The organism is Caproiciproducens galactitolivorans, assembly GCF_029266045.1.
GTDB lineage: Bacteria > Bacillota > Clostridia > Oscillospirales > Acutalibacteraceae > Caproiciproducens > Caproiciproducens galactitolivorans.
In genome coordinates this window covers 21,077-47,328 of record NZ_JAJUFJ010000007.1, presented here as the reverse complement: position 1 = coordinate 47,328, position 26,252 = coordinate 21,077, and the positions used below count along the sequence as shown (strand labels likewise).

At 55.3% G+C, this 26,252-nt stretch carries 27 protein-coding genes; 19 read left to right on the top strand and 8 right to left on the bottom strand.

Translation table 11 applies throughout. The annotated features are described in order from the left end of the window. The first annotated feature begins 276 nt into the window (after positions 1-276). From P9B68_RS06615 to hypE, 10 genes are all read left to right on the top strand, one after another. Positions 277-2,187, top strand: a complete 1,911-nt coding sequence (locus tag P9B68_RS06615) for an NADH-quinone oxidoreductase subunit 5 family protein (RefSeq protein ID WP_135658411.1) — start codon at positions 277-279, stop codon at positions 2,185-2,187. A 1-nt stretch (position 2,188) separates the two neighbouring features. Beyond that, positions 2,189-3,049, top strand: a complete 861-nt coding sequence (locus tag P9B68_RS06610; RefSeq protein ID WP_135658413.1) for a respiratory chain complex I subunit 1 family protein — start codon at positions 2,189-2,191, stop codon at positions 3,047-3,049. A 16-nt stretch (positions 3,050-3,065) separates the two neighbouring features. Further along, on the top strand, positions 3,066-3,521 hold the full coding sequence (locus P9B68_RS06605) for an NADH-quinone oxidoreductase subunit B family protein (RefSeq protein ID WP_277668702.1): 456 nt from the start codon (positions 3,066-3,068) through the stop codon (positions 3,519-3,521). Positions 3,522-3,523: 2 nt separating this feature from the next. Next, positions 3,524-3,859, top strand: coding sequence for an NADH-quinone oxidoreductase subunit C (locus P9B68_RS06600; RefSeq protein ID WP_135658417.1), 336 nt, complete (start codon positions 3,524-3,526; stop codon positions 3,857-3,859). An 18-nt stretch (positions 3,860-3,877) separates the two neighbouring features. After that, the gene (locus P9B68_RS06595) at positions 3,878-4,957 is read left to right on the top strand and encodes a hydrogenase large subunit (protein WP_135658419.1); all 1,080 of its coding nucleotides are present in this window, start codon (positions 3,878-3,880) and stop codon (positions 4,955-4,957) included. Between the two features lie 5 nt (positions 4,958-4,962). After that, the gene (locus P9B68_RS06590; protein ID WP_135658421.1) at positions 4,963-5,322 is read left to right on the top strand and encodes a 4Fe-4S dicluster domain-containing protein; all 360 of its coding nucleotides are present in this window, start codon (positions 4,963-4,965) and stop codon (positions 5,320-5,322) included. Continuing rightward, positions 5,319-7,580 carry a carbamoyltransferase HypF gene (hypF, locus tag P9B68_RS06585; RefSeq protein ID WP_167875159.1) on the top strand — a complete coding sequence of 754 codons (2,262 nt, stop codon included), beginning with the start codon at positions 5,319-5,321 and terminating at the stop codon, positions 7,578-7,580. The genes P9B68_RS06590 and hypF overlap by 4 nt, the downstream gene beginning before the upstream one ends. 69 nt (positions 7,581-7,649) lie before the next feature. Continuing rightward, positions 7,650-7,862 carry a HypC/HybG/HupF family hydrogenase formation chaperone gene (locus P9B68_RS06580; RefSeq protein ID WP_135658426.1) on the top strand — a complete coding sequence of 71 codons (213 nt, stop codon included), beginning with the start codon at positions 7,650-7,652 and terminating at the stop codon, positions 7,860-7,862. After that, complete coding sequence (gene hypD, locus P9B68_RS06575; protein WP_277668701.1) at positions 7,859-8,899, top strand: hydrogenase formation protein HypD; 1,041 nt, start codon at positions 7,859-7,861, stop codon at positions 8,897-8,899. The genes P9B68_RS06580 and hypD overlap by 4 nt, the downstream gene beginning before the upstream one ends. Continuing rightward, the gene (gene hypE, locus P9B68_RS06570; RefSeq protein WP_277668700.1) at positions 8,896-9,882 is read left to right on the top strand and encodes a hydrogenase expression/formation protein HypE; all 987 of its coding nucleotides are present in this window, start codon (positions 8,896-8,898) and stop codon (positions 9,880-9,882) included. Before hypD ends, hypE begins: the two co-directional genes overlap by 4 nt. A 638-nt stretch (positions 9,883-10,520) precedes the next feature. On the opposite strand, the gene P9B68_RS06565 is transcribed toward hypE, so the two are convergent. From P9B68_RS06565 to P9B68_RS06540, 6 genes are all read right to left on the bottom strand, one after another. Continuing rightward, positions 10,521-12,935: a homocysteine S-methyltransferase family protein gene (locus tag P9B68_RS06565; RefSeq protein ID WP_277668699.1), complete on the bottom strand. Its 2,415-nt coding sequence runs from the start codon at positions 12,933-12,935 to the stop codon at positions 10,521-10,523. Beyond that, on the bottom strand, positions 12,899-13,534 hold the full coding sequence (locus P9B68_RS06560) for a vitamin B12 dependent-methionine synthase activation domain-containing protein (protein WP_135658434.1): 636 nt from the start codon (positions 13,532-13,534) through the stop codon (positions 12,899-12,901). Before P9B68_RS06560 ends, P9B68_RS06565 begins: the two co-directional genes overlap by 37 nt. 4 nt (positions 13,535-13,538) lie before the next feature. Continuing rightward, positions 13,539-14,402, bottom strand: coding sequence for a methylenetetrahydrofolate reductase [NAD(P)H] (gene metF / locus P9B68_RS06555; protein ID WP_135658436.1), 864 nt, complete (start codon positions 14,400-14,402; stop codon positions 13,539-13,541). A gap of 455 nt (positions 14,403-14,857) precedes the next feature. Next, the gene (locus P9B68_RS06550; RefSeq protein ID WP_167875160.1) at positions 14,858-15,031 is read right to left on the bottom strand and encodes a hypothetical protein; all 174 of its coding nucleotides are present in this window, start codon (positions 15,029-15,031) and stop codon (positions 14,858-14,860) included. Between the two features lie 42 nt (positions 15,032-15,073). Then, positions 15,074-15,250: a hypothetical protein gene (locus P9B68_RS06545; RefSeq protein ID WP_167875161.1), complete on the bottom strand. Its 177-nt coding sequence runs from the start codon at positions 15,248-15,250 to the stop codon at positions 15,074-15,076. A gap of 61 nt (positions 15,251-15,311) precedes the next feature. Further along, complete coding sequence (locus tag P9B68_RS06540; RefSeq protein WP_135658438.1) at positions 15,312-15,863, bottom strand: TIGR01440 family protein; 552 nt, start codon at positions 15,861-15,863, stop codon at positions 15,312-15,314. 216 nt (positions 15,864-16,079) lie between these two features. On the opposite strand from P9B68_RS06540, the gene P9B68_RS06535 reads away from it, so the two are divergent. Next, entirely contained in the window at positions 16,080-16,919 is an 840-nt protein-coding gene (locus P9B68_RS06535; RefSeq protein WP_135658440.1) for a DegV family protein, read from the top strand. 29 nt (positions 16,920-16,948) lie between these two features. On the opposite strand, the gene sdaAA is transcribed toward P9B68_RS06535, so the two are convergent. Next, positions 16,949-17,827, bottom strand: coding sequence for an L-serine ammonia-lyase, iron-sulfur-dependent, subunit alpha (gene sdaAA, locus P9B68_RS06530; protein ID WP_135658442.1), 879 nt, complete (start codon positions 17,825-17,827; stop codon positions 16,949-16,951). Between the two features lie 38 nt (positions 17,828-17,865). Continuing rightward, positions 17,866-18,525, bottom strand: a complete 660-nt coding sequence (sdaAB, locus tag P9B68_RS06525; RefSeq protein WP_135658444.1) for an L-serine ammonia-lyase, iron-sulfur-dependent subunit beta — start codon at positions 18,523-18,525, stop codon at positions 17,866-17,868. 279 nt (positions 18,526-18,804) lie between these two features. On the opposite strand from sdaAB, the gene P9B68_RS06520 reads away from it, so the two are divergent. The 8 genes from P9B68_RS06520 (at position 18,805) to fabF (ending at position 26,243) form a co-directional block, all read left to right on the top strand. Continuing rightward, positions 18,805-19,251, top strand: a complete 447-nt coding sequence (locus P9B68_RS06520; RefSeq protein ID WP_135658446.1) for a MarR family winged helix-turn-helix transcriptional regulator — start codon at positions 18,805-18,807, stop codon at positions 19,249-19,251. 21 nt (positions 19,252-19,272) lie between these two features. Continuing rightward, on the top strand, positions 19,273-20,115 hold the full coding sequence (locus P9B68_RS06515; protein ID WP_135658448.1) for a DegV family protein: 843 nt from the start codon (positions 19,273-19,275) through the stop codon (positions 20,113-20,115). 184 nt (positions 20,116-20,299) lie between these two features. Then, the gene (locus tag P9B68_RS06510; RefSeq protein WP_135658450.1) at positions 20,300-21,268 is read left to right on the top strand and encodes a beta-ketoacyl-ACP synthase III; all 969 of its coding nucleotides are present in this window, start codon (positions 20,300-20,302) and stop codon (positions 21,266-21,268) included. Between the two features lie 29 nt (positions 21,269-21,297). Continuing rightward, the gene (gene fabK / locus P9B68_RS06505; protein WP_135658451.1) at positions 21,298-22,245 is read left to right on the top strand and encodes an enoyl-[acyl-carrier-protein] reductase FabK; all 948 of its coding nucleotides are present in this window, start codon (positions 21,298-21,300) and stop codon (positions 22,243-22,245) included. Beyond that, positions 22,233-23,156, top strand: a complete 924-nt coding sequence (gene fabD, locus P9B68_RS06500; RefSeq protein WP_135658453.1) for an ACP S-malonyltransferase — start codon at positions 22,233-22,235, stop codon at positions 23,154-23,156. Before fabK ends, fabD begins: the two co-directional genes overlap by 13 nt. Continuing rightward, positions 23,150-23,890 carry a 3-oxoacyl-[acyl-carrier-protein] reductase gene (gene fabG, locus P9B68_RS06495; protein ID WP_135658455.1) on the top strand — a complete coding sequence of 247 codons (741 nt, stop codon included), beginning with the start codon at positions 23,150-23,152 and terminating at the stop codon, positions 23,888-23,890. Before fabD ends, fabG begins: the two co-directional genes overlap by 7 nt. Positions 23,891-23,913: 23 nt before the next feature. Next, complete coding sequence (locus tag P9B68_RS06490; RefSeq protein WP_135658457.1) at positions 23,914-25,011, top strand: NAD(P)H-dependent flavin oxidoreductase; 1,098 nt, start codon at positions 23,914-23,916, stop codon at positions 25,009-25,011. Next, positions 25,008-26,243, top strand: coding sequence for a beta-ketoacyl-ACP synthase II (gene fabF / locus P9B68_RS06485; RefSeq protein ID WP_135658459.1), 1,236 nt, complete (start codon positions 25,008-25,010; stop codon positions 26,241-26,243). The genes P9B68_RS06490 and fabF overlap by 4 nt, the downstream gene beginning before the upstream one ends. Positions 26,244-26,252 lie beyond the last annotated feature (9 nt).

Sequence of the window (26,252 nt, the reverse complement as noted above, 5' to 3'; positions counted from 1 at the left end):
TAGACAAATGGTTTTGCCTTTTTTGAACCTTTTACATAAAATATGCTAACAAATCAGGCAAAAAAGGGTCAATATTCATCTTGCGCTTTTGCACAAATGTGACTATTATTATATCTGTGTCCGTTGTTAAAAGCGACATTAATATATTTTTTTGGAGTGCAATACAGAAAATAAAGTGAATTTTTTGAAAAAAACTTTTATTTTTTGTGTTTAGCTCCTGGCAATTCGCATGGAAAATGCGGAGAATACGTACACATGGGAGAAATGGTGGTAATTATGGAAATGATAGCAACGCTAATGGTCTTTCCTTTTCTTGCGGCTTTGCTGATTGCCCTTGCAAAACCGGGCAAGCTGCGGGACGGACTCATTTACTGCAGCAGCTTTGTGATTGTTGCAACGGTTTTGCTGCTTTGCGTGAGTTCGCTGCAAGGCGGAGGGACGCAGTCCTATCTATTGGAAACACAGATGCTCGACGAGTTTTTTATGGTGGTGGAACTCGGTCTGATGGGCCTTGTGTTTTACTATGGCATTCGGTATAAAAGATGGATTGTGCTTTTGCTGTCCGCAGCGGGGACGCTTCCCGTCGTGTGGATGGAAGCTGCCGGTCTGAGCGCAGAGGGCGGGGAGCACATTTTGGTGGATCACCTCACCCTAATCATGTGCCTGGTTGTCGGCATTGTCGGTGCCCTGATCTGCGTTTACGCGGTCGGGTACATAAAGGATTACCATAAGCATCACACGGAGTATAAAGACCGGTCCTCGTTCTTTCTCTCCATGCTGTTTGTCTTTATGGGGGCGATGTTCGGGCTGATTTTTTCGAGCAATCTTACCTGGATTTATTTCTTCTGGGAAATTACAACGCTGTGCTCGTTCCTGCTGATCGGCTACACCCAGACGGAGGAAGCGGTCAACAATTCCTTTCGCGCACTCTGGATGAACCTTCTGGGCGGCATGGGCTTTTCCTTCGCGATCCTGTACAGCTCCATCGCGCTGCACATCGCGAACCTGCAGGATTTGGTCGCCGCGTCGGCAGGCAACGGGGCGGTTATCGTCCCTGTAACGCTCCTGGCCTTTGCGGCGCTGACAAAGAGCGCGCAGATGCCGTTTTCCCGCTGGCTTCTCGGCGCAATGGTTGCGCCTACGCCGACTTCGGCGCTGTTGCACTCGGCAACCATGGTAAAAGCCGGCGTTTACCTGCTCATCCGGCTGGCGCCTTCCCTTCACGGCAACCTTGTAGGAGTTATGGTGACCTGCATCGGCGGCTTTACCTTTTTTGCGGCTTCGCTGCTCGCGATTTCACAGAGCGACGGCAAAAAGGTGCTTGCCTATTCCACGATTTCGAATCTGGGATTAATTACCGCATGCGCAGGCGTCGGGCTGCAAGAGGCGGTCTGGGCCGCGACCCTTCTTCTGGTATTCCACGCGGTGTCCAAATCCCTTCTGTTCCTTTCTGTCGGCGCGGTGGAAAACAGCACCGGCAGCCGGAACATTGAAGATATGCATGGCCTGATCGTCCGCCTTCCGAAGCTGGCGTTCGTTATGATCGTCGGTATCTGCGGCATGTTCCTTGCCCCGTTCGGAATGCTGATTTCCAAATGGGCCGCGTTAAAGGCGTTCGTTGATTCCAAGAGCGTATGGCTTGTCGTGTTTTTGGTTTTCGGTAGTGCGAGCACGCTGTTCTACTGGGGAAAATGGCTCGGCAAACTGGTTGCCGTTATCCATCGCTCCGAGCAGCTCAAGGACACGGTGCGCAAGAGCGAGAAGTGCTCGCTTTACACGCTTACCTTCCTCGTCATCGCGCTGTGCATCCTTTTTCCGGTATTTTCCGGCGTTTTCGTCGAGCCGTTCCTTTCACAGATGTTTAATACTACCGTCGTGGCGCTTATCAGCGGAAGCGATATCAATGCCATGCTTCTGATGCTGTGCATGATCGTAATTCTTCCGGTTATGGTGAACCTGCTCACGTTCGGCAAGGAGAATAAAATGGTTATTTCCTATATGGCGGGTGTTAACCGCGGCGATGACCGCACGTTCGTCGACTCCTTTGGACAGGAAAAATCCATGTATCTTGCAAACTGGTATATGGACGAATATTTCGGCGAAAAGAAGCTTTTAAAGCCGTCGCTCGTGTTGGCTTCGGCGATAATGGTTATTCTTATGATTCTTGCGATTGGAGGCGCCATCTGACATGGGAATCCTGAAAATTGCACTCTATCTGATTCTGGCCCCATTTATCGGCGGGTTTCTCGCCGGAATTGACCGAAAAATCGGCGCGCGGTTCCAAGGGCGCCAGGGCCCGCCGCTTCTCCAGCCTTTTTACGACCTTTTCAAGCTGTTTGAAAAGCAGTCCCTCGTGGTAAACGGTGTGCAGGATTTCTTTGTGGGCGGCTACTTCATCTTTATCCTGTTCACAGGCTGCCTGTTCTTCATCGGCGGCGATTTGCTGCTCGTGTGCTTTGCGCTGACACTGGCGGAGGTTTTCCTGATGATGGCGGCCTGCTCCGCAAATTCCCCGTACAGCGCCATGGGCTCGCAGAGGGAGCTTTTGCAGATGATGGCCTATGAGCCGATGCTCCTGCTTACCGCAATTGGATTCTATATTGCAACGGGAAGCTTTATGGTCGGAGATATTGCCCAAAGCAGCGTTTCCCCCATCGCATATCTGCCCGGTATGTTTTTTGGCTTCCTGTACATCTTAACCATTAAGTTTCGAAAATCCCCGTTTGACATCAGCACCTCCCACCATGCGCATCAGGAAATGGTAAAGGGGATTACAACGGAGCTTTCCGGCAATATTCTGGCGCTTGTAGAACTTGCCGTTTGGTACGAGGATGTTTTGCTCCTCGGTATGGTCGGCCTGTTCATTGTAAATATGAAGTGGTGGAGCTTCTTGATTGCCGCGGCTGTCTGCCTCTTAGCTTATATTTTGGAAACGTTTGTGGACAACCTGTTCCCCCGTGTAAAGTGGGACAGTATGCTGAAATCAACCTGGTTGGTAACGCTGGTTGCGGGCGGAGTCAATCTTTTGATTCTTACGCTTGTACATTAAGGGAGGTGCTTGAATCATGAATATCTCAAAGTCACCATGGCTTTTGCATTATGACGGTTCCAGCTGCAACGGCTGCGACATAGAAGTCCTCGCCTGTACAACCCCGGTTTACGACGTGGAGCGGTTCGGCATTGTGAACACCGGAAACCCGAAGCACGCCGATATTTTTCTGATCACCGGCGGCATTAACAGCCAGAACCGAGAAGTGGTAAAACAGCTTTATTCCCAGATGCCGGACCCGAAGGTGGTTGTCGCTGTGGGAATTTGTGCCTGTGATGGCGGAATTTTTAAAGAGTGTTATAATATACTCGGGGGAGTCGATACGGTCATTCCCGTTGATATTTATGTGCCGGGCTGCGCCGCAAAACCGGAATCCATTATCGACGGCGTGGTGAAGGCGGTTGCCCTTCTCGACAAAAAGCGCGCCGCAATGAAAGCGGGCAAGGCCCCGGTTGCACAGAAGGAGGATTAGTCATGGCGGAAAATATTATTATACCCATTTCCCCCGACTCCCTTTTAGAGGAAGTCCTGAAAATGAAAAACAGTGAGTGCCGTTTGGTGCAGATCTGCTCCACACGGACGCAGGATGGCTATGAATTATCCTATTCCTTCGGAAAAGACTACGATTTATATAACCTGCGCTTTACCATCGGCGAGGATGCCCAGATTCCGAGCATCACCAATATTTACCCGACGGCCTTTCTGTATGAAAACGAAATACACGACCTTTTCGGCGTACAGATCAAAATGATTTCCGTTGATTATCAAGGTACCCTTTACCGTACCGATAAGAAAACGCCTTTTAAATAACGTAAGGAGGGATACCAGATGTCTAAACGCAGCATCGTACCGTTCGGGCCGCACCATCCGGTACTGCCGGAACCGATCCATCTGGACCTGGTGCTGGAGGACGAAAAAGTGGTGGAGGCGGTGCCTTCCATCGGTTTTATCCACAGGGGCCTTGAAAAACTGGTTGAAAAGAAAGATTTTAACGAATATGTTTACGTTGCGGAGCGCATCTGCGGCATCTGCAGCTTTATGCATGGCATGGGCTACTGCGAGTCGGTAGAGCATGTGATGGGCGTGGAGGTTCCGCCCCGTGCGAAATACCTTCGCACCATCTGGTGCGAAATGTCGCGCCTGCACAGCCACCTACTGTGGCTCGGCCTTCTGGCGGACGCGTTCGGCTTTGAAAGCCTGTTTATGCAATCCTGGCGGATGCGCGAAAAAATCCTGGATATGTTTGAAACATCCACCGGCGGCCGCGTGATTTTTTCGGTGAATAAAATCGGCGGCGTAATGAAGGACATGGACGCCGATATGCTCAAGGAATTCGTAAAGATCCTGAACGGGATGGAAAAGGACCTGCGCGAGCTTTCCAGAACCTTTCTGGAAAATAAGGCGGTCAATTCCCGTTTGCAGGGCGTCGGCCTGTTAACAAAACAGCAGGCGCACGACCTTGGCGCGGTCGGCCCATTCATGCGTGCTAGCGGCATTGTACGCGACACCCGCAGGATGGGTTACGCCGCGTATTCCGACCTTGAGTTCGAAACGATTACCAGCGATGTGGGCGACTGCTACGCCCGCACCGACGTGCGTATAAAGGAACTGTTCCAGTCCATCGACATTATTCGTCAGGCGGTAGAAAAGATTCCGGACAGCGAAATTGCTGTGCCCGTTAAAGGCTTCCCGGACGGCGAGTATTTCATGCGCGTGGAACAGCCGCGCGGCGAAGCGGTTTACTATGTAAAGGGCAACGGAACCAAATTCCTCGACCGCGTCCGCGTTCGGACCCCTACATTTGCGAACCTGCCCGGAATGCTTGAAACCTTGAAGGGTGCTCAGCTTGCTGATGTTCCGATTCTGATTCTCACGATTGATCCGTGCATTAGCTGTACCGAGAGGTGATAAATATGAAATTACTGACATTTGCGAAAACAGAGCTGCATAACCTGTTTTCTAAGCCGGCGACCCGGCTGTATCCCCAGGAGCCGAGGGTTTACCCCGAGCGCACCAGGGGGCATGTGGAAAATGATATAGACGTCTGCGTTTTCTGCGGACTCTGCTCCAAAAAATGCCCCACGGGCGCCATTACCGTAGACCGCGCGGCAAAAAGCTGGTCCATTAAACGCTTCAGCTGTATCCAGTGCGGCTACTGTGTGGCGAGTTGCCCGAAAAAATGCCTTTGCATGCGCCCCGCCTATACCCAGCCAGCCAGCGAAAAAGGAACGGAGACCTTTACGCAGGAGCCGAAGGACGATCAGAGCGCATGACTGTTTTCATAACCGTTTTCGGTATCGTGCAGGGCGTAGGTTACCGCCCGTTTGTTGCCGCGCAGGCGAAAGAACTCGGCGTGAAAGGGTGGGTGCGCAACAGCGGCGGAATTGTGGAAATCACCGCTTCGGGCGGTCAGGCGGAAGTGGAAGCTTTTGTTCGCCGCCTGCACGAACAGCGGCCGGAGGGCGCACAGGTTCTTCGCGTTGAGGTAAAGCCGCTGCCGGAGGAACGGTTTGACAGCTTCCGCATTGATTTAAGCGGAAAATATACAGACCATACGGAAGCGCCGGTGCTTCCCCCGGACATTCCCATGTGCGAAAGCTGCAAGAAAGAATTGTATGACCCAAAGGACAGACGCTATCACTATCCTTTCATTAGCTGTGCTTCCTGCGGGCCGCGGTACAGCATTATGAATACGCTTCCTTACGACCGCGGTACAACAACAATGCGGGATTTCGTCATGTGCTCCGCCTGTGAAAAGGAATACCAAGCAGGCCGCAGATGCCATGCGCAGACGATTTCCTGCCATGACTGCGGACCGCAGCTTATTTTGCGGGATCAGGGCATGACGTGGGAGAAAGAGGAAGCCTTTTCAAAGGCGGTTGCCCTTCTGCGCAACGGCGGGGTTCTTGCCCTGAAGGGCGTGGGCGGCTACCAGTTTGTGTGTTCCCCTGAGCAGGAAACGGCGGTTGAGCGCCTGCGGCTTTTGAAGGCCAGGGAGAAAAAGCCCTTCGCCGTTATGTTCCCCTCGATGGAAAGCATCCGTGCGTACTGTAGTGTAAGCAAAGAGGAGGAAGAGCTTTTAAAGTCGACCGCAAGGCCGATCGTCCTGCTGCGGATAACCAAGCAGGCGTTCTGCCCGCAGGTTAGCGGCGAAAGCCGGTTTCTCGGCGCGTTTTTGCCCTGCACCGGGCTTCATCAGATGCTGACGGATACGCTCGGCCCGTTGGTGGTTACCAGCGGTAATTTTACAACGGAGCCGATGATTTATAAAGACGAGGATATGCTGAAAGTAAATTCCCCGTTCCTTTCGGGGGTGCTTTACCATACGCGCCGGATCCTGTCGCCGCTGGATGATTCCGTTGCGCGGGTTTTCGCGGGAAAAACCCAGATTATCCGCCGCAGCAGGGGGTACGTCCCCCTCCCGATCATGCTTGCGCCGCGCCCGAAAAAGCCGGTGCTCGCCATGGGTGGCGACCTGAAAAGCAGCTTCTGCCTGTACAAGGGGGATCGCGCGTATGTAAGCCAATATTTTGGCGATATGGAAAATTTTCAGATCAGCCGGAATTACCGCAACGGCCTGAAGCATATGGAACGCCTCTTGCGGATTGAGCCGCTCGCGGTCGCCTGCGATTTGCACCCCGGGTACCACACAACCGCCCTGGGGGAAGAGCTTGCCGCAAAAATTACCTCGGCGGGCGCGCTCAAGTTCCAGCATCACCACGCGCACGCGGCGTCCGTCATGGCGGAGCACCATCTGGACGGTTGTATCGGCGTTGTGTTCGACGGCACCGGTTACGGTACGGACGAAACGGTCTGGGGCGGCGAATTCCTGCTCTGCAAGGGCAAGGACTTTGTGCGCCGGGCGCACCTTAGGAGCGTGCCGCTCTGCGGCGGGGACGCGGTGGCAAAAAACGCCGTGCTTGCCGCAGACTGCTACCGCAGCGCCGCGGGCGAAAGCTGGGGCAGCCCCCGCTACGAAATGGTACGGGCCGCGCTGAAGCACCGGATTAATACGCAGGACAGTTCCAGCGTGGGCCGGCTGTTCGACGCGGTCAGCGCGCTGCTGGGTATCCGGGAGAACAACGGTTACGAGGGCGAATGCGCCATCGCGTTGGAAAATGCGGCTGCCGCGGCGAAGGCTGCCGGAAAAGGGCCTTCCGCGCTGGGAATCCCGCTTCTGGAAAAGGAAGGCGGGGAAATCGAGCTTGACCAGGTGGATCTGGTCAGCCAGATCCTTCAAAAGGCGCGCGCAGGCGGCGACAGGGAACGGATTGCGTTCGGGTTCCATGTGGCGCTGTCCGACGTTGTGCTTGCCGTTTGCCGGAAAATACGCGCGGAAGACGGCGAAAAGCGCGTCGCGCTGAGCGGCGGCGTGTTTGGCAATCTCCTGTTGCTGGAGCAATGCTATGCGAAGCTGACGGAGGACGGGTTCGACGTGTACCTGAACAGCGCCGTTCCCTGCAACGACGGCGGCATCTGCCTTGGGCAGGCGTGGCTTGCCGCGATGGTGCAGGAGGAAAATTCCAAATAGAAACAGCTCCGCCCTTTTTGCGGATGAAGGGCGGGCGCTTTATCCAATCCGCTGGATATGGTGATTGTTATGTGTGTTGCGTTGCCGGGCAAGGTGCTGAAAATAAACGGAAGAACGGCCACGGTCGATTTTAACGGCAATACGGTGGAGGCGGAGGCCGGTCTTGTGAAAATTAAGCCGGGCGACCGGGTTCTGGTTCACGCCGGCTGTATTTTACAGGTGCTTTCCGAAGAAGAAAGCAATTCAATCGAAGAGCTGTTAAAGGAAATGGAAGAGCTATGACGGATATTCAGTCTTATTTAAAGCATTACGACGGCCCGCCGCTCCGGCTGATGGAGGTCTGCGGCACCCATACCGCGCAGATTTCCCGCTGCGGGATCGTCAGCCTGCTCCCCCCTTCCATCCATATGATTTCCGGGCCGGGGTGCCCCGTCTGTGTAACGGTAACGGCGTATATCGACCGCCTGACCGCGCTTTGCATAGAGCCGGAAAACGTGGTCGTTTCCTTCGGCGATATGCTCCGCGTAAAGGGCAGCCGGAAAAGTCTGAACGACGCGAAAGCCGAAGGCGGCCATGTCCGCATGGTGTATTCCCCGCAGGATACCCTGAAAATGGCGGCGGACGACCCGAAGCATACCTATATTTTCGCGGCGGTCGGGTTTGAAACCACCGCCCCGGTTTATACCATGCTTCTGGAGGAAGCGGAGCAGGCCGGGATTACCAACGTAAAGCTTCTGACCTCGCTGAAAACCATGCCCCCGGTCATCGATTGGATTTGCGCTAACCAGGGCGGTGTGGACGGATTTATAGCGCCCGGACATGTCAGCGTGATTACCGGAAGCCGCATTTTCGCGCCGCTTTCCGAAAAATACAAAATCCCGTTTGCGGTCGCGGGCTTCCAAGGGCCCGAGATTCTGGCGGCGATTTACGCGCTGGTGAAAAGGCGCGGAAAAGCCGGGGTTCTGAACCTGTATCCTTCGGCGGTTACGGAGGAAGGGAACCTTTCCGCCCAGCGCATGGTGGAAAAATACTTCGTCCCCTGCGACGCTGCGTGGCGCGGGATGGGCGTTATCCCGGATTCCGGAATCCGGCTGCGGGACGAATACGCCCGTTATGACGCGGGCAGCGAAGGCTTAACCGAAGACTGCGGCGCGAACGCGCGCTGCCAGTGCGCCAAGGTGCTCACCGGCGCGCTGTCCCCGGTGGAATGCCCGTTGTTTGGCACCTGCTGCAGCCCGGAGGCCCCCCAGGGGGCCTGCATGGTTTCCATGGAGGGAAGCTGTTATAATTATTATATAAACGCGAGGAAAACAAAATGAAAATTACCATGGCGCACGGCAGCGGCGGAAAGGCAACTTCCGAGCTGATTGCCGGTATTTTTGAAAAACATTTTCATAATCCCGTTCTTGCCAGAATGGAGGATTCCGCCGTTGTTCCGGGCGCGGAGCGCATTGCCGTTACTACGGACAGCTTTGTGGTAACGCCCCTATTCTTCCCCGGCGGGGACATCGGGCGGCTGTGCGTCTGCGGTACGGTCAACGACCTTCTGATGTCCGGGGCAAAACCGCAGTACCTTACCTGCGGCTTTATCCTTGAGGAAGGCGCGGAAACGGAGGACTTGGAAAAAATAACGGCCTCCATGGCGGAAACCGCAAAGGAGGCCGGGGTAAGCATCGTGGCGGGCGACACAAAGGTTGTGGAAGGCTACGGCGGGATTTATATTAATACCGCGGGCGTGGGCTTTGTTCCGGCGGGTGTCGACATTCGTTCTTCCTACTGCAAAAAGGGCGACGTTGTGCTGGTTTCGGGGAATCTGGGCGACCACCACGCCGCGATACTGAGCGAGCGGATGAAGATTACGAACACGATAAAGAGCGACTGCGCGCCGCTTGGAGAGATGGTAAACGCCTTGCTGGAAGCGGGCGTGCAGATCCGCTCCATGCGCGACGTAACCCGGGGCGGGCTGGGAACCGTCCTGAATGAGTTCGCCTCCGCTTCGAACTGCCGGATCGAGCTGATTGAAGAAAAGCTGCCGGTTTCGGCACAGGTGCGCGGTTTCTGCGATATTCTTGGGCTTGACCCTCTTTATATGGGCAATGAGGGAAAGATGACGGTCGTCGTCGCACCCGAGGACGCGGAGAAAGCGCTTGCCTGCATGAAAAACAGCCGGTACGGCGAAAACGCGGCGATTATTGGTTCTGTTGTTTCAGAGGGGTACGGCGAAGTGCTGCTCCGCACACCCATCGGCGGCACTCGGATTGTCACGGTTCTGTACGGCGAAGGGCTTCCGCGTATCTGCTAGGCGCTGTGCCCATTCCCTTTAAGGGGAGAAGGATTGGTTCGGCTTTTCAAAACACCGGGCAAGGTGCAGCCCCAAACCCCGCATATGGCGATATATGGTTTCGCACACACCGAGAATTAGTGGAGTGTGAAGATGTTTTTTAAAGTCGGACGGCGAAGGAAAAAATCAGATTGTTTGGTTGGGGACCGCAAAATGAAGCACTTCGCCGCCCGAGTGCAAGGCATAAAAAAACGCTGTACACGGACCTTGTCCATATACAACGCTACCTGCACAATGCGAAATTCGAAAAAAACCTTTGTACAAAAATGCGAAAAGAGGTTATAATAGAATACGCAATGTGCTGATTCTATCAGTTGCGTATGGAGAGTCCTTTTCTCCGTATGCAGGGGGCAGGTGTTGGTAGCACCTGTTCCTGCATTGCATTTTCTATTTTTATGCGTTACAGGCAATTATACCCCTTTATTCGAATATTGCAACAGGGAATTTCAATTTATTTGAAAATATAGCAATATTTCTCAGGAACCGCGCCCGGTTTTCGGCGCGGTTCCTTTTTTGACGGCTTTTAAAGCTTCTGACGCCCCTTCCCTTTCCCTGCGCTTTGAGAAGGCTTCGGACAAATGGGGACGTCTTTCGAAGCCCTAAGCCTGCCCGCCCGCGTTTGCAAAAAGCTCCTGCGCGTAATGCACCGACGCCATGGCGTCCTTGGCGTAGAAATCCGCGCCAATCTGCTTTGCGTACTCGGGCGTTAAGACCGCGCCGCCGACCATCACCCGGCACGCGGGGATTTTTTCGCGCAGAAGCCGGATGGTATCCGCCATATTCGCCACGGTGGTGGTCATCAACGCGCTTAACCCAACCAGCTTCACGCCGTCTTTTTCCGCCGCGTCCACCACCGTTTCGGGCGGGACATCCTTGCCAAGGTCGATTACGTCGTACCCGTAGTTTTCAAGGAGCACTTTAACAATATTCTTGCCGATATCGTGGATGTCTCCCTTTACGGTGGCGAGGATGATCTTCTCCTTTTTGGAGCGGTTCGCTTCCCGCCCCATGCTGGCGCGTATTTCCTCAAACGCCGCCTTGGCGGCCTCCGCGCTCATTAAAAGCTGGGGAAGGAACAGCACGCCCTTTTCGAAATCTCTGCCCACGCGGTCAAGCGCGGGAATCAGCTCGGAGTTGATGATGTCGAGCGGCTCCTGCGTTTTCAGCAGGGACTGCGCCGCGGCGCGCGCGCTTTCCTTCAGCCCGCCTGTTACTGCGCCGGAAAGGGAAAGCTCTCCGGGAGCGGGCGCGGGGGCGGCTTTTTGCGCGGAATACCGGTCGATATACGCCATGCATTTTTCGTCCTTGCCGCTTAACGCGCAGTAGGCGAAATAGGTGTCCATCATTTCTTCGGAGCCGGGGTTCACGATGGCCGCGTCCAGCCCGTTCTGCAAGGCCATCAGGAAGAACGCTGCGTTGATATGCTCGCGGTGCGGCAGCCCGAAGGAAATATTGGACACGCCGAGCGAAGTGAGAACGCCCAGCCTTTCGCGCACCATGCGGAGCGCTTCCAGCGTGACGACCGCGTTCTCCTGCCCCGCGCTGATGGTCATGACGAGCGTGTCGACAATGATATCCGTACGTGGAATCCCGTACTGCGCGGCGGTTTTTACAATCCTTTCGGCTATTTTGTACCGCCCTTCCGCCGTTTCAGGGATGCCATTTTCGTCCAGCGTCAGCGCGATGACCACGCCGCCGTATTTTTTCACAAGCGGGAACACAGCTTCCATGGATTCCTTCTTGCCGTTCACCGAATTGATCAGCGGCTTACCGTTATAAATCCGCATGGAGGCTTCCATGGCGGTCGGGTCGGAGGTGTCGATCTGGAGAGGAAGGTCGACGACGCTCTGAATTTCCGAAACCGCGTGCGGCAGCAGCGTCCGCTCGTCAATTTCCGGCAGCCCGACATTCACGTCAAGAATATGCGCGCCCTTCTGCTGTTGGGCAATTCCCTCGCGCAGAAGGTAATCCATATCGTTGTCGCGCAGCGCCTGTTTCAGCTTCGGCTTGCCCGTCGGGTTGATGCGTTCGCCGATCAGTACCGGTTTTTCCCCGAATACCACAGCCTTTGCAAAGGAGGAAACCACCGTGCGGTTCTTCCTTCCGATGGGCTTGGGTGGGATTTTCGCGCACCGCTTCACCAGCGCGGCGATATAGTCCGGGGTTGTGCCGCAGCAGCCGCCCAGAATCCACACGCCGTCCCGCGCGAGTTCCTCCATGGCGGCGGAAAATTTCTCCGGTCCTACGTCAAAGACGGTTTTGCCCTCCTCGCTGCGGGGCAGCCCCGCGTTCGGGTTAAGGATCACCGGAAAGGAACAGCACTCCAGAAGCCGCGGGACGAGCCGCTTCATCTGCTCCGGCCCGAAGCCGCAGTTCAGCCCCAGCGCGTCCACCTGCAAGCCCTCCAGCAGCGCGACGGCGGCGGGAAGGTCGCCGCCGGTCAGAAGCTTTCCCTCCTCGTCCGCAACCACGGTGGCGAAAACGGGAAGCCCGGTCTGCTTCGCCGCAAGAACGGCGGCTTTGCATTCGTAGGTATCGCTCATGGTTTCAATCAGAATGAGATCCGCCCCGGCCTTCTTTCCTGCCTGCGCCGCTTCGGAAAAGACGGCGACGGCGTCCTCAAAGGCCAAGTCGCCAAGCGGCTTTAAGAGCTTCCCCGTTGGGCCGATATCCATGGCGACCAGCGCGCCGCCTGCGGTCTTCTTTGCGATTCCCACCGCGGCGGAGATGATTTCCTCCGGGCTGTGCCCGCTTCCGCGCAGCTTGATCGCGTTGGCACCGAAGGTATTGGTTTTCAGAATATCCGCGCCGGCCTTGCGGTACTGGCTGTGAATATCGAAAATGACCTTCGGGCGGGTAAGGTTCCAAAGCTCCGGCAGTTCCCCGGGGGGAAGCCCGTTTTCCTGCAGTAGTGTGCCCATGCCGCCGTCGAAAAACAGCAGGCGTTTCCCTAAATCTTCCAGAATTCCCAATACGATCACTCCTTTCGGAACGGACAGTCCAACGACCGGCATTCCATGCACTTTGCAATATGGCAGCTTGTTTTCTCTTTCGTAAGCCCGATGACGGCGGTGACGGATTTGGTCGGCACGAGCATGAAGTCCTCCGTCATAGAAAGGCCGATTTTCCGGCAATCCAGTATGTTCAGAAGATCCCGCTGGTAGCGGATGGAAAAGTCTCCGTAGCCGGGGCTGTAGCGCGGGCGCAGGTACAGCCCGCGCTTTGCCGCTTCCCGCGCAATTTTTCGCTGGAATTCGTCGCACACGCTTTCCGTCAGCGCGGCGGCGCACGCTTGCATCACAACGGCGCGGCTCATGTCGGCTTTGGCGGCGCGTTCCAGAAGGAAATCTGCCCGCGCGCCGAGCGTGGCGGCAAAAAGGACGGCTTCCCCGCATCCGGAAATATGCCTTGCAAGGTCGACGCTTTCAATGCGAAGGCCGCCGACGGTAACCGCGCCGCCGGAAAAGGCCACGGGGAATCCCCGGTGTATGCTCCGCGGCGTGACCGCCTGCTCCAGCTCGGCAAGGCACGATTCCATGGTTTGCAGGGTGCGTTCGTCCGCCGGTTTTCCCCGAAAGCCGAGGTACCGCAGGATTTCGTTTCGATCCGTCATGGTATCACCCGATGATTTCCGACAGGTTTCCCATGATCCTCGCGGCAACGTCGGGCTTGTTCATGGTATAAATGTGAATATTTTTCACGTTGTTGGAGATCAGGTCGACAATCTGCTCGGTGGCATAGGCAATGCCCGCCTGCTCCATCGCCGCGGGGCGGTCGGAAAATTTATCGACAATCGCCTTGAAGCGGGGCGGCAGCACCGTTCCGGACAGGGCGCAGATGCGCTTGATCTGCCTGCTATTCGTAACGGGCATGATCCCCGCCACCACGGGGACGTTGATTCCTTTCGCAAGGATGCGGTACAGGAAATTATAAAGGATATTGTTGTCAAAAAACATCTGGGTGGTCAGAAAGTCGCAGCCGCTTTCCACCTTCCGCTTCAAATACTCGATGTCGTCCTCCTTGTGGGCGCACTCGATATGCCCTTCCGGGTAGCAGGCCGCGCCGATGCAGAAACCGCCGTGCGCCTTGATTTCGGCAACCAGTTCGCAGGCGTAGCGGTAGTGCCCGGGCGAGGGGAAGTCGGAATCCTTCGGAATATCCCCGCGTAGGGCAAGGATGTTTTCAATCCGCTTTTCCTTCAGCTCCGCCAATATCCGTGCGACCTGGTCCTTGGTGGAGGAAACGCAGGTAAGGTGCGCAAGCGCCGTTATCCCCCTGCTTTCAATTTCCTGCGCAATGCGGACGGTGTTTTCAGAGGTTCCGCCCCCCGCACCGTAGGTTACGCTCATGAAATTGGGCTTCAAGGCGGCCATGTCGCGCACAACCTCGCGCACATGCTCCAGCTCGCCGTCTTTTTTCGGGGGGAACAGCTCGCAGGAAACCGTCACCCTGCCGCTCTTTAAACATTCGCTGATTTTCATAACAATGCTTCCTTTCGAGCCTCTTTTTCAAATGAGATGAAATGTGTTCCTCACGCTTTCGGAAAAGGAACAATAAAAAAACCGTCTTCGGAAAGCGTATGCTTTCTGAAGACGGGTGTTCTCCCGTGGTACCACTTCAATTTGCCCGTCCCTCGCGGGAACGAACCTCTAAGGGTATTACAGTTTTCCTGCCTATACCCGCTTTCGATAACGGGAAATCCCGTCGCAGCCTAAATGGGAATCCATCTCGGTGCGCCACTCAGAAGCCATCTTCATCCGGCCTCCCGCACGCTTCCTTTCAGCCCGGTTCCCCGTGGAAGCTTCTCTGTGTGTGCGTTCAAAGGGACTACTCTCTTCGTCACAGTGTTTCAAATATGCTATAAATATTTTCGTAAGTGTAGCACAAAAGCGGGGTGCTGTCAATATGTATCGGGCGGTGCATCCCCGCCCGATCCTCATTCGTTGCGCATCAGATTGGCGGCATAATCGCGCAGGCTTTCGAAGGAATTGATATTCTGCTCGCGCTCCTGAATGCTTTCCTTTACATACTCCGGCAGGGTATCAAAGTAATCCCCTGCTTCACCGTCGTTTTCAATCAGTTCGTAAAGGCCGCTGTATTTTCGTCCCATGGAATTTCACCTCCGCGGATATTTTTTCCAAAACACAGGAAATTATCCGCTTTTTCCGTCCGTTACCCCGGTTTCTTTAAAACGCTCCCCCACCATCATCAGCTCGCCGAGCGTGCTGATCTGCACCCCGGAACGCTTGATGCGGTTTTGAACGTCTTTGGGAAGGGACGTAAAGTAATTTTTGAAATTCGGGTCGGTTTCATAAACGGATTTTCCCAAAAAATCACCCCGCGGTTAGCTTTTGCTAGGGCGCGGGGCTTTATCATTGGGAAATTCTGTTTTATTTCAGCGTTTCATCGTAATGTGCGCGCTCGCCGCCGATAAACTTCGGCCTTGTGCGGGCACAGGTCAGGTTTGCTTCGCCGATTTTCCGAACGGAAAGGCGCACCGGTACCGCCACCCTTTGTAGGTGCATGCCTATCAGCGTGTCGCCGATATCCATCCCTGCCTGCGCTGAGACATGCTCCACCGCGACGGGATGCTCGAAGTTCGCGTACGCCGCCGAAGCGAAGGATCCGCCCGCTTTCGGCTGCGGGACGACGTTTACGATTTCCAGCCCGTTTTTCAGCGCGGCTTCTTTTTCAATAATCAGCGCGCGGTTCAGGTGCTCGCAGCACTGCGCCGCTAAATAAATCCCTTTTTCCTTTAAAATCGGGTAAATCGCGCCGAAAACCGCGTTTGCAATTTCTACATTGGAAGACGAACCGATATCGTGCCCGCCGATTTCACTAGAAGAACAGCCGACCACCAGCATATCCCCGGCATTCAGTTTTGCGGCGTCCAACAGCTCGCTCACAGCCGTTTTTGCCTGCGCGGCAATTTCTTCAAACATTCTGCTCAGCTCCAATCATTTCTTTAAATTCGATGCAAACCGTGCGTATAAGGCGATTCGTTTGTCAAATAGTATAACCCGATTGAATTTATTTTTCAATTCTTCCGAATAAATTCCATACAAGAATAATTATAAATTGGGTAATGTGGTATTATAAATCAAAATATATGGTATTTAAAACCATATTATTAAATTTGTAAAATTGGAAGTGCTTTTATGACTTGGGGAATTATTTCCGACAGCTCCTGCGACCTGCCTTCAAACGCATTTGCGGGTTCCGGACTGCATTTTGGGGTTGTGCCCCTGAAAATCACCGTAGGGAACAACGAATATATTGACAATGACGAGCTGAACGTCAACACAATGATGACGGACATGAAAAGCTATAAAGGGCCGTCCTCGTCAGCATGCCCCGCGCCGGAAGAATGGGCGAAAGAATTCCGTAAAAGCGACAAGACTGTCGCCGTTACCATGACGAGCGCGCTCAGCGGGACCTATAACAGCGCGCTGATCGGGAAAAAGATGGTGCTGGAGGAAAGCCCGGAAAAAAGCATCCATGTGATTGATTCCCACACAACGGGCGGCGGGCTGGTTCTGATCCTGCGCAAGCTGGAGGAGCTGATTACTCAAGGGCTGGATTTCGAAGCGGTGGTAAAGCAGGCGGAAGCTTACGCCCGGAGCATCTTTTTGCTTTTTTCCTGCGGCTCCTACGATAACCTTGTGAAAAACGGGCGTATGTCGCGCATTGCGGGCATCCTTGCGTCTTCGCTGGGGATCCGCGCCGTCGCCGCCAATACGCCGGAGGGCACCATCCGCGTTTTGCAGAAGCCGCGCGGCGAAGAACGCGCGCTGGAAGCAATCGTAAGGACTATGAGCGAATGGAAAAACCTTGCCGGCCAGCCGGTGGTCATTTCCCACTGCAACAATCCGGTGGGGGCGCAGCGCCTGAAGGAAAAGATTATTCATGTCTGTATGACAACGAAAATCACGATCCTGCAAACGCGCGGGCTCACCAGCTTTTACAACGACAACGGCGGTCTGATGATCGCATTTTAAAAAGAGAGACTGCAAACACAGTCTCTTTTTTATTCCCCGAAAATCTGTTTTTTCAGCCTCTTGGCGGTCGGCGTTCCGGCAAGCCCGCCCTCGGCGGTTTCCTTTAAGCTGCCGGGCATCATGTCGCCGATGCGCTTCATGGCCACAATGACCTCGTCGGCGGGAATGGCGCTTTCAATTCCGGCAAGGGCAAGTTCCGCGCCCACAAAGGCGTTTGCAACGCCCATGGCGTTGCGCTTGATGCACGGGATTTCCACCAGCCCGGCGACCGGGTCGCAGACCAGCCCCAGAATGTTTTTCAGCGCGATCGCGCACGCGTGCGCCGCCATCCTGGGCGTGCCGCCCGCCAGCTCGGTCAGCGCCGCCGCTGCCATTGCAGAAGCGCTCCCGCATTCCGCCTGGCAACCGCCCTGCGCGCCGGAAATGCTCGCGTTGTTCGCAATCACCATCCCGAACGCAGAAGCGGTAAACAGCGACATCACCACGTCGCGCTCGTTCAGCCCGCGGTCCTCCATTACGGTGAGCAGCGCGGCGGGAAGAATCCCGCAGGAGCCGGCCGTTGGCGCAGCCACGATTTTCCCCATGCATGCATTGCTTTCCGAAACCGCAAGCGCGCGCACGAGCGCACGGCCGAAGACTTTGCCGCAAAGCGTTTTCCCGTTTTCCACCGCAAGATTCATTTTATAGGCGCTTCCGCCGGAAAGCCCGCTAACGGAGCGCATGTCCGGGCTGATGCCGTCCGATACGGACTGGTGCATCACCAGAAAGCTTTCCCGCATGTTTTTGTAAAGCACGGATTCCGGCTTTTGCAGCTCGGCGGCCTGATCCTTCAGCACAATCTGCGATATTTTTTTGTTTTCCCGCTCGGCGGTCTCGATTAGATCCTGTACGGAATAATAAATACTCATTTTTCTTTTCCTTCCGTTTTCAATACGACATAAAAGGGCTATTCCGGTCGCAGAATAATAGAACGGATGACATTCGGCAGCTTTTCAATACCTTCGTTGCTTTCGCGGCTGAATTCGCCGTCCATCTCAATCGTCATCATCGCGGTTTCCCCGCGCCGGCTTCTGGTCAGCTTGAAATTGCCGATATTCACGCCCTGCGCCGCAATATAGTTTGTAACATGTGCGATTACTCCCGGAACATCTCGGTGCAGCACCAGAAGCGTGTCCTGCTGCCCGGTTACCTCCACCTTCATCCCGTTAATTTCGCTGATCAGGATGTTGCCCCCGCCCACGGAGGCTCCCTGCACCTTTACCGTACGCCCCTTTGCGTCCTTCAGCGTGATCACTACTGTGTTTGGGTGGGCACCCTCCAGCTCGGTTTTTCCGAAAACTACGTCCAGCCCGCGTTCTTTTGCGATTTCAAGGCTCTGCCGGATGCGTATGTCGCTCGGTGCCATGCCCATGATTCCCGCCACAAGTGCCTTGTCCGTCCCGTGCCCCCGGTAGGTTTTCGCAAAGGAGCCGTGCAGAAGAATATGCGCGCGGACCGGCTCGCCCTCCAGAAGCGCGCCGGCAATCCGCCCGATGCGCACCGCGCCAGCCGTATGCGAGCTGGAAGGACCGATCATCACCGGCCCGACAATATCGAAAACGTTCATAGTAGAGCCTCCGTCTGCATTTGCTTATATCAACATTATAACATAATTTTCCGCAGTCATGCACAGCGGTTTTCGCTTTTCACCCCTGCAAATTCAGCCGGATTTTTCGCTGATTTACCTGTTTTTCCCAATAAAATCCGTTTTGGATTTTTCTAAATTCGATAAAAACAGAGCAATACCCCCGACAAACCGCTTCTTGACACGTAGATAAGGATTTGTTATAATGCAAAATAACGAAATTGTTTTGAACATCAAATTAATTTTGAGGAGGTGTGCCGCATGTTGGAGGAATATTCGCAAATCAACCATTTCCTTGTCAAAGTATTCAACGAAGTGCTCCGCACAGAGGAAGCAAGCTTAAAAACGAAGGAATTCCACAACCTGTCCCTCCGGGAAATGCATGTGATCGAGGCGGTGTGCGACGCGGTTCAGGCCGCAAAAAATACCGCGTCGGAAATTGCGTCCTCGCAAAGGATCACAGCAGGCACACTCACCACAACGATCAATACGCTGGAAAAAAAAGGATACGTGGAACGGCGGCAGGATCAGCGCGATAAGCGGGTTGTTCGGATTTACCCGACGGAAAAAGGGAAAACCGCCAACCAGGTTCACGCATCCTTCCATCACAAGATGGTGTCGGCTATTATGTCGGCGATGAACGAGGAAGAACTGACGGTATTTGTGAAAGGGCTGGCGGCGGTGAAGAACTTTCTAGAGTCGAAATAAAGTTTGAACGGAGGAGTCATAATGGATGTGAAAATCATTACGGACAGCACGGCGGATATTCCGCAGAAGCGCTGTGCGGAGCTGGGGGTGGAATGCATGCCTCTTACCGTCCGTTTTGGCGATAAAGAATATAAAGACGGCGTAGACCTTTCCGCGCCGCAGTTTTTTGAAATGCTCTCCAAAAGCAATCGGCTTCCGACCACCGCGCAGGTGAATCCGGAGAGGTTTGCACAGGCGTTTTCGCCCTATGCCAAAAGCGGGCAGGAGGTTGTTGGAATTTTCATTTCCAGCAGGTTGAGCGGAACGTACCAGTCGGCGGGCATCGGGAAAAACCTTCTCGGCGCCCAGAATATTCATCTGGTGGATTCCGAAACGGTGACCTTTGGGCTGGCGCTTATGGTGTTTGAGGCGGTTCGGATGCGCGACGCGGGGTATTCCGCAAAGCAGATCTGTGAGGCGTTGGAAGCGCTGAAGCCCCGTCTCCGCTTTTACGCGGCCTTTGATTCGCTGAAATATTTAAAAATGGGCGGAAGGCTTTCGGCTTCCTCCGCTTTTGTCGGTACGATGCTGCATATTAAACCCATTATTTCCATGAAGGACGGCGAGATGATCGCTCCGGACAGGAAAAAGGGAATGCGTGCGGCCATCGAGAAGATCGGGACGCTGATACAGCGGGACAAGCCGGACACGGAGCACCCGATTGTTTTCGGCGAGACCGCCGCGCCGCAGGTTCTAAGCCTTTTAAAAGAGACGGTGGCCACGTCGGCGGATATTTCCGGCAGCGAAACGATTAACATAGGGCCGGTTGTCGGCACCTATGCCGGACCGGGCTGCGCCGGGCTGGCATATATTGCGGCAGGCTGAGGGCGCACAGCGCCCTTTCGCTGTTTTCCCGCACCGTGCGCGGCGCTCCCGCGCGAAAGCGGCTGTAAAGGAGCCGTTTATCCCCCCGGGTTCGTGATATATGAAATAAAAACGCACTTGTCCGGATGATTTACCACAGCCTGTTTTTCATCTGATAAGGATAAGCCTGCATGACGGAGGAAATATGAGTTTAAATATTATCGGCACAGGAAGCGCATGGCCCGAATGTTCCAAATCCAACGAGGAGCTGTCCCGGATTGTCGACACCTCCGACGAATGGATTTCCACCCGCACCGGAATTAAGAGCCGGCATGTTTCGGTTTGGGAAACCATTACGGACTTCGCGGCGGAGGCGGCGCGGCGCGCGCTGGAGGATGCCGGAATCAGCTCCGGCGAGCTGGATTTGATTATCTGCGCAACGGCCCGCGGGGAATACATTACGCCGTCGCTTGCCTGTCTGGTGCAAAAGCGGATCGGCGCGTACTGCCCGGCGTTCGACATAAACGCCGCCTGTACGGGCTTTCTTTACGCGCTGGATGTTTCGCTTTGCTATTTTCAGGCAAAGCGGGTCAAAAAAATCCTGATCGTCGCGGCGGAGGCGATGTCCAAGCTTCTGGACTGGACGGACCGCTCCACCTGCGTGCTGTTCGGGGACGGTGCGGGCGCGGCGGTACTTTCGGAGGGCGACGGCCTGCTGTCCATCAAAGTGCACGCCAGCGGAAACGAGGAACCTCTCCATATTGAAAATACAGAGGGCAACTGCCCATTTTCCGAGCGGAAAGCGGCCGCTCAGTATCTGCGGATGAACGGTAAGGACATTTACAAATTCGCGGTGTCCGCCATGTGCAACGATTTGCAGGAAGTGATCCGGGAAGCGGGGATTACGCAGGACGATATCGATTTTGTGGTACCCCATCAGGCAAACCTGCGGATTATTGAAACAGCGAAAAAGGGGCTTTCCATTGCCCCGGAAAAATACCGTTACAATATCGACCGGTTCGGAAACACGTCGGCGGCAAGCGTTCCAATCCTGTTGGACGAACTGAACCGGGCCGGGGAACTGAAAAAAGGAAACCTCCTGGCTTTGGCCGCGTTTGGCGGCGGGCTTACCTCGGGAGCATGCGTCCTCCGGTGGACAAAAGAAGATCGCTGAATGCTGAATAAGGAAAGGCAGGAAATTCAATGGTACAAACGCCACTTTGCGAATTGATTGGGATTGAATACCCGATTTTACAGGGAGGAATGGCATGGATTGCCGATGCGGAGCTTGCGGCGGCTGTTTCCAACGGCGGCGGTCTGGGGCTGATTTCCGCGATGAACGCCAGCGCTGACTGGCTGAAGGATCAGATTCATAAGGCAAAGGCGCTGACGGATAAACCGTTTGGGGTGAACATAATGCTGATGAGCCCCTACGCCGACGAAGTCGCCCGGCTGGTGATCGACGAGCGGGTGCCGGTCGTTACCACCGGGGCGGGCAATCCGTCGCCGTATATGGAGGAGTGGAACAAGGCGGGAGTTAAGGTGATTCCCGTCGTACCGTCCACCGCCATGGCAAAGCGCGTGGAGCGCAGCGGCGCCCTCGCCGTTATTGCGGAGGGCTGTGAGTCCGGCGGGCATATCGGCGAGCTGACCACCATGACGCTGGTGCCGCAGGTCTGCGACGCCGTGAATATCCCCGTCCTTGCGGCGGGCGGCATTGCGGACGGGCGCGGAATCGCCGCCGCCTTCATGCTTGGCGCGGTCGGCGTGCAGGTCGGCACGCGCTTTTTGGTCGCAGAAGAATGCGGCGTACATCCGAATTATAAAAAGAAAATCCTCAATGCGAAGGATATTGATACGATTACAACCGGAAAACGGATAGGGCACCCAGTACGGGCTCTTAAAAACAGCTTTACCAGGGAATTTGCGAAAATGGAATACAACAGCGAGGTTTCCGACAAGGAACTGGAAGCGTTCGGCGTGGGTGCGCTTCGCCTTGCAGCGGTTGAGGGCGACGAGAAAAAGGGCTGCTTCATGGCCGGGCAGATCGCGGCGCTGGTGAAAAAGGAACAGCCCGCCGCGGAGATTATCCGCGAGATGTTCGGGGAAGCGGAAACCCTTTTGAAAGGAGCCGGGAAATGGGTAAAGTAGCATTCGTGTTTGCCGGCCAAGGCACGCAGTACAGCGGTATGGGGAAAGATTTGTACGAGAACAGCCCGGCGGCAAGGGAAGTGTTTGACCGGGCCGATTCCATCCGCCCCGGCACTTCAAACCAGTGCTTTTCGGGTACGCTCGAGGAGCTTTCCCAGACGATCAACACCCAGCCCTGTGTGCTCTGTGTGGATCTGGCGGCGGCAAGATGCCTGCGGGAACTGGGGATCCAGCCCGAAGCGGCAGCCGGCTTTTCGCTCGGCGAAGTTGCGGCGCTGACCTTTGCCGGTGCGTTTTCAACCGACGAAGGCATTCGGTTTGTCTGCAAACGGGCGGAATTCATGCAGGACGCGGCGGAAAAGAGCCAAAGCGCCATGGCCGCGGTTTTAAAGCTTTCCGTCGAACAGGTGCGTTCACTTTGCGAAGGGTTCCAAAATTCCTATCCGGTGAATTTTAACTGTAAGGGGCAGACGGTTGTTGCATTGCCGAAAAGCGAGATGGACGCGTTCTGTAAGGAAGTACAGAATGCGGGCGGGCGCGCCGTCCCGTTGAAAGTAAGCGGCGGTTTCCATTCCCCGTTCATGGACGAAGCGTCGGACAAACTGCTTCTGGAACTGCAAGAGATGGACGTGAAGGAACCGGAACTGCCGGTTTACTCCAACGTGGATGCGAAGCCCTACGGCGAAGGCCGCAGGAATACGATTGCCCGCCAGGTGAACAGCCCGGTTTACTGGCAGAAATCCGTAGAGAATATGATTGCGGACGGGGTGGATACCTTTGTGGAAGTCGGTCCGGGAAAAACGCTGACCGGACTGATTCGGAAGATTTCTCCACAGGTAAGGGTACTGAACGTGGAAAACTTTTCGGACGCACAGAGCGCCGCAGAAGAAATAAGGAGGCAGCCATGCTGAAAGGAAAAACAGCCGTTGTAACGGGCGGCTCCAGAGGAATCGGAAAGGCGATCGCGCTGAAACTAGCGCAGGAGGGCGCCGACGTTGCAGTTGTGTACGCCGGGAACGAGGCCGCGGCAAAGGAAACCTGTGAAACGATCGAATCGTACGGTGTGAAGACAAAGGCCTACCGGTGCGATGTTTCCGACGACGCGCAGACCAAAGCGCTGGTGGACGCGGTGCTCGCGGATTTCGGCGGTATCGATATTCTGGTCAACAACGCCGGAATCGTGCGCGACGGCCTGCTGCTTGCTATGAAGGAAGAGGACTTCGACGCCGTTTTGGATACGAATCTAAAGGGCGCTTTCCATATGATTAAGCATACGTACCGGAATTTTATGAAAAAACGCGGCGGCAGGATTATCAATATCGCTTCTGTTTCCGGTATCGTGGGAAATCCCGGTCAGGCAAACTATTCCGCCGCCAAGGCGGGGCTGATCGGCCTTACCAAAGCGACCGCCAAGGAACTGGCGGGGCGGAACGTAACCTGCAACGCGATTGCACCGGGTTTTATTGAAACGGACATGACCGCCGGCCTTGCGGACAAAGCAAAGGAAGCCGCGGTCAGCGCCATCCCCCTAAAACGGATGGGCAGGCCGGAGGATGTCGCGGAACTGGCGGCGTTCCTTGCCGGAGACGGCGCGGGCTATCTTACCGGAGAGGTTATTAAGGTTGACGGCGGCCTGTGCATGTAAGCCGCACGTAGAAAGGAAGGCATATGGCATATTTTGATCATGGGCCGCTCGTAATCGGCGATTTGATTGTTCCAACGCCGGTTGTGCAGGGCGGCATGGGGATCGGGGTCTCCCTTTCCGGGCTGGCCGCGGCCGTTGCAAACGAGGGCGGCCTCGGCGTGCTTTCCGCCGCCTCCGTCGGTATGGTAAACCGAAAAAATACGCCGGGCGGCAATATCGAAGCCCTTCGGGGGGAAATCCGGCGCGCGCGGGAAAAAACCGCCGGTGCACTGGGCGTGAACATTATGGTTGCGCTTAGTGATTTCGGCGATATGGTGAAAACCTCCGTTGAAGAGGGCATCGATATTATCTTTGCCGGTGCGGGGCTTCCGCTGAACCTGCCCGCCTTTGTGAAAAAGGGCTGTAAAACCAAGCTTGCGCCGATTGTTTCCTCCGCGCGCGCGGTGAAAACCATCTCGAAATGGTGGCGCGAAAAATACGATTATATCCCCGACGCCGTCGTAGTGGAAGGCCCCATGGCGGGCGGCCACCTGGGATTCCGCAAGGAACAGATCGACGATCCCGCCTACCGGTTGGAAAACCTGGTGCCGCAGGTAATTGAGGCAATCCGCCCTCTGGAGGAACAGGTCGGGCGGAAAATCCCCGTTATCGCGGCGGGCGGCATCTTTACCGGGGCGGATATCCGCCGGTTCTTGCATCTGGGCGCTTCCGCCGTACAGATGGCTACCCGTTTCGTCGCGACCGACGAGTGCGACGCGGATATCGCCTTTAAACAGGCGTATGTGGACTGTAAAAAAGAGGATATCGGGATTATTGAAAGCCCGGTGGGAATGCCCGGGCGCGCGATTGTAAACCGTTTCCTCCATGAGGCGAAGCAGGGTACCCGCAGGCCGAAAGCCTGCCCGTTCCACTGCATATCCACCTGTACGCGCGAAACCAGCCCCTATTGCATTTCCATGGCATTGATCAACGCCTGCAAGGGCAAGCTAGACAACGGCTTCGCATTTATTGGAGCAAACGGATATAAGGTAAAAGAAATCGTGCCGGTAAAAAAATTGTTTGAAACGCTGGAGCAGGAATACCGGCAGAGCGGCGGAAACGCCGAGGAGGAAGAAACATGAGAAGAGTTGTTGTAACCGGATTGGGCGTGGTGTCCCCGGTCGGAAATGCGGTGGAAGCATTCTGGAACAATCTGATCGACGGAAAGTGCGGGATTGGCTTTATCACAAGGTTTGACACCGCTGATTTTAAGGTGAAAATCGCGGCGGAGGTCAAGGGCTTTGATCCGCAAGAGTATATGGAAAAAGCCGAGATACGGAAATCCGATCTTTTCACACAGTACGCTATGGCGGCGGCTTCCCAGGCGATGGCAGACAGCGGAATCGCCGGAACCCTTTCCCCGGAACGCCTCGGTGTTTACGTCGGTTCCGGCATCGGCGGGATGGATACCTTCATTAAGGAGTGCGATAAGTATTTAAAAGGCGGCCCCCGCAAGGTGTCCCCTTTGTTTGTGCCGATGATGATTGCGAATATGGCTTCGGGAAATATTGCGATTAAGTATAATGCGCAGGGTCCGTGCCTTCCGGTCGTAACCGCCTGTGCCACCTCTACCCACGCGCTGGGCGAAGCGTTCCGAACGGTCAAGGGCGGGCACGCGGATGCGGTGATTGCCGGCGGCGCGGAAGCGGCGATTAATCCGCTTTCCATCGCAGGGTTTACGAACTGCATGGCGCTTTCCACAAAAAACCTCCCCGAAGAATCCTCCCTCCCGTTCGATAAACGCCGCGACGGCTTCGTTATGGGCGAGGGCGCGGGAATTCTGATTCTGGAGGAATACGAGCACGCCAAAGCGCGCGGCGCGAAAATTTACGCGGAAATCTGCGGCTACGGCAATACCTGCGACGCGCACCACATTACCGCGCCGCACCCGGAAGCCGTTGGCGGCGCAAGGGCGATTTCCTTCGCGCTGGAAGAGGCCGGGTATCAGGACAAGGATGAAATTTACATCAACGCGCACGGCACCGGAACGCCGCTTAACGATAAATCGGAAACCATCGCAATAAAAAAAGCGCTGGGCGACAAAGCCTACCGGACCAGCATCAGCTCCACCAAGTCCATGACTGGGCATATGCTCGGTGCGGCGGGCGCGGTTGAGGCGATTTCCAGCGTGCTGGCACTAAAGCACGGAGTCATTCCACCGACCATCGGCTTGCAGGAAAAGGACCCGGACTGCGATCTGGATTATACCCCGAACACCGCCCGGAAAAAGGAAACCACCCTTGCCCTGTCTGTTTCCCTTGGCTTCGGCGGGCACAACGCCTGCATTGCTTTCCGGAAATATACGGGCGAATGAAAGGACGGA

Bases quoted from the DNA above. Each gene is read 5' to 3' on its own strand.
- fabG (WP_135658455.1), top strand. From the start codon at position 23,150: ATGCTGAAAGGAAAAACAGCCGTTGTAACGGGCGGCTCCAGAGGAATC.
- P9B68_RS06560 (WP_135658434.1), bottom strand. From the start codon at position 13,534: ATGACGGATCGAAACGAAATCCTGCGGTACCTCGGCTTTCGGGGAAAA.
- P9B68_RS06605 (WP_277668702.1), top strand. From the start codon at position 3,066: ATGAATATCTCAAAGTCACCATGGCTTTTGCATTATGACGGTTCCAGC.
- sdaAB (WP_135658444.1), bottom strand. From the start codon at position 18,525: ATGAACGTTTTCGATATTGTCGGGCCGGTGATGATCGGTCCTTCCAGC.
- P9B68_RS06610 (WP_135658413.1), top strand. From the start codon at position 2,189: ATGGGAATCCTGAAAATTGCACTCTATCTGATTCTGGCCCCATTTATC.
- hypD (WP_277668701.1), top strand. From the start codon at position 7,859: ATGACGGATATTCAGTCTTATTTAAAGCATTACGACGGCCCGCCGCTC.
- fabK (WP_135658451.1), top strand. From the start codon at position 21,298: ATGGTACAAACGCCACTTTGCGAATTGATTGGGATTGAATACCCGATT.
- hypE (WP_277668700.1), top strand. From the start codon at position 8,896: ATGAAAATTACCATGGCGCACGGCAGCGGCGGAAAGGCAACTTCCGAG.
- hypF (WP_167875159.1), top strand. From the start codon at position 5,319: ATGACTGTTTTCATAACCGTTTTCGGTATCGTGCAGGGCGTAGGTTAC.
- P9B68_RS06490 (WP_135658457.1), top strand. From the start codon at position 23,914: ATGGCATATTTTGATCATGGGCCGCTCGTAATCGGCGATTTGATTGTT.
- P9B68_RS06540 (WP_135658438.1), bottom strand. From the start codon at position 15,863: ATGTTTGAAGAAATTGCCGCGCAGGCAAAAACGGCTGTGAGCGAGCTG.
- P9B68_RS06595 (WP_135658419.1), top strand. From the start codon at position 3,878: ATGTCTAAACGCAGCATCGTACCGTTCGGGCCGCACCATCCGGTACTG.
- P9B68_RS06550 (WP_167875160.1), bottom strand. From the start codon at position 15,031: ATGGGACGAAAATACAGCGGCCTTTACGAACTGATTGAAAACGACGGT.
- sdaAA (WP_135658442.1), bottom strand. From the start codon at position 17,827: ATGAGTATTTATTATTCCGTACAGGATCTAATCGAGACCGCCGAGCGG.
- P9B68_RS06590 (WP_135658421.1), top strand. From the start codon at position 4,963: ATGAAATTACTGACATTTGCGAAAACAGAGCTGCATAACCTGTTTTCT.
- P9B68_RS06515 (WP_135658448.1), top strand. From the start codon at position 19,273: ATGGATGTGAAAATCATTACGGACAGCACGGCGGATATTCCGCAGAAG.
- fabD (WP_135658453.1), top strand. From the start codon at position 22,233: ATGGGTAAAGTAGCATTCGTGTTTGCCGGCCAAGGCACGCAGTACAGC.
- P9B68_RS06615 (WP_135658411.1), top strand. From the start codon at position 277: ATGGAAATGATAGCAACGCTAATGGTCTTTCCTTTTCTTGCGGCTTTG.
- P9B68_RS06580 (WP_135658426.1), top strand. From the start codon at position 7,650: ATGTGTGTTGCGTTGCCGGGCAAGGTGCTGAAAATAAACGGAAGAACG.
- P9B68_RS06520 (WP_135658446.1), top strand. From the start codon at position 18,805: ATGTTGGAGGAATATTCGCAAATCAACCATTTCCTTGTCAAAGTATTC.
- fabF (WP_135658459.1), top strand. From the start codon at position 25,008: ATGAGAAGAGTTGTTGTAACCGGATTGGGCGTGGTGTCCCCGGTCGGA.
- P9B68_RS06510 (WP_135658450.1), top strand. From the start codon at position 20,300: ATGAGTTTAAATATTATCGGCACAGGAAGCGCATGGCCCGAATGTTCC.
- P9B68_RS06565 (WP_277668699.1), bottom strand. From the start codon at position 12,935: ATGCCGGTCGTTGGACTGTCCGTTCCGAAAGGAGTGATCGTATTGGGA.
- P9B68_RS06600 (WP_135658417.1), top strand. From the start codon at position 3,524: ATGGCGGAAAATATTATTATACCCATTTCCCCCGACTCCCTTTTAGAG.
- P9B68_RS06535 (WP_135658440.1), top strand. From the start codon at position 16,080: ATGACTTGGGGAATTATTTCCGACAGCTCCTGCGACCTGCCTTCAAAC.
- metF (WP_135658436.1), bottom strand. From the start codon at position 14,402: ATGAAAATCAGCGAATGTTTAAAGAGCGGCAGGGTGACGGTTTCCTGC.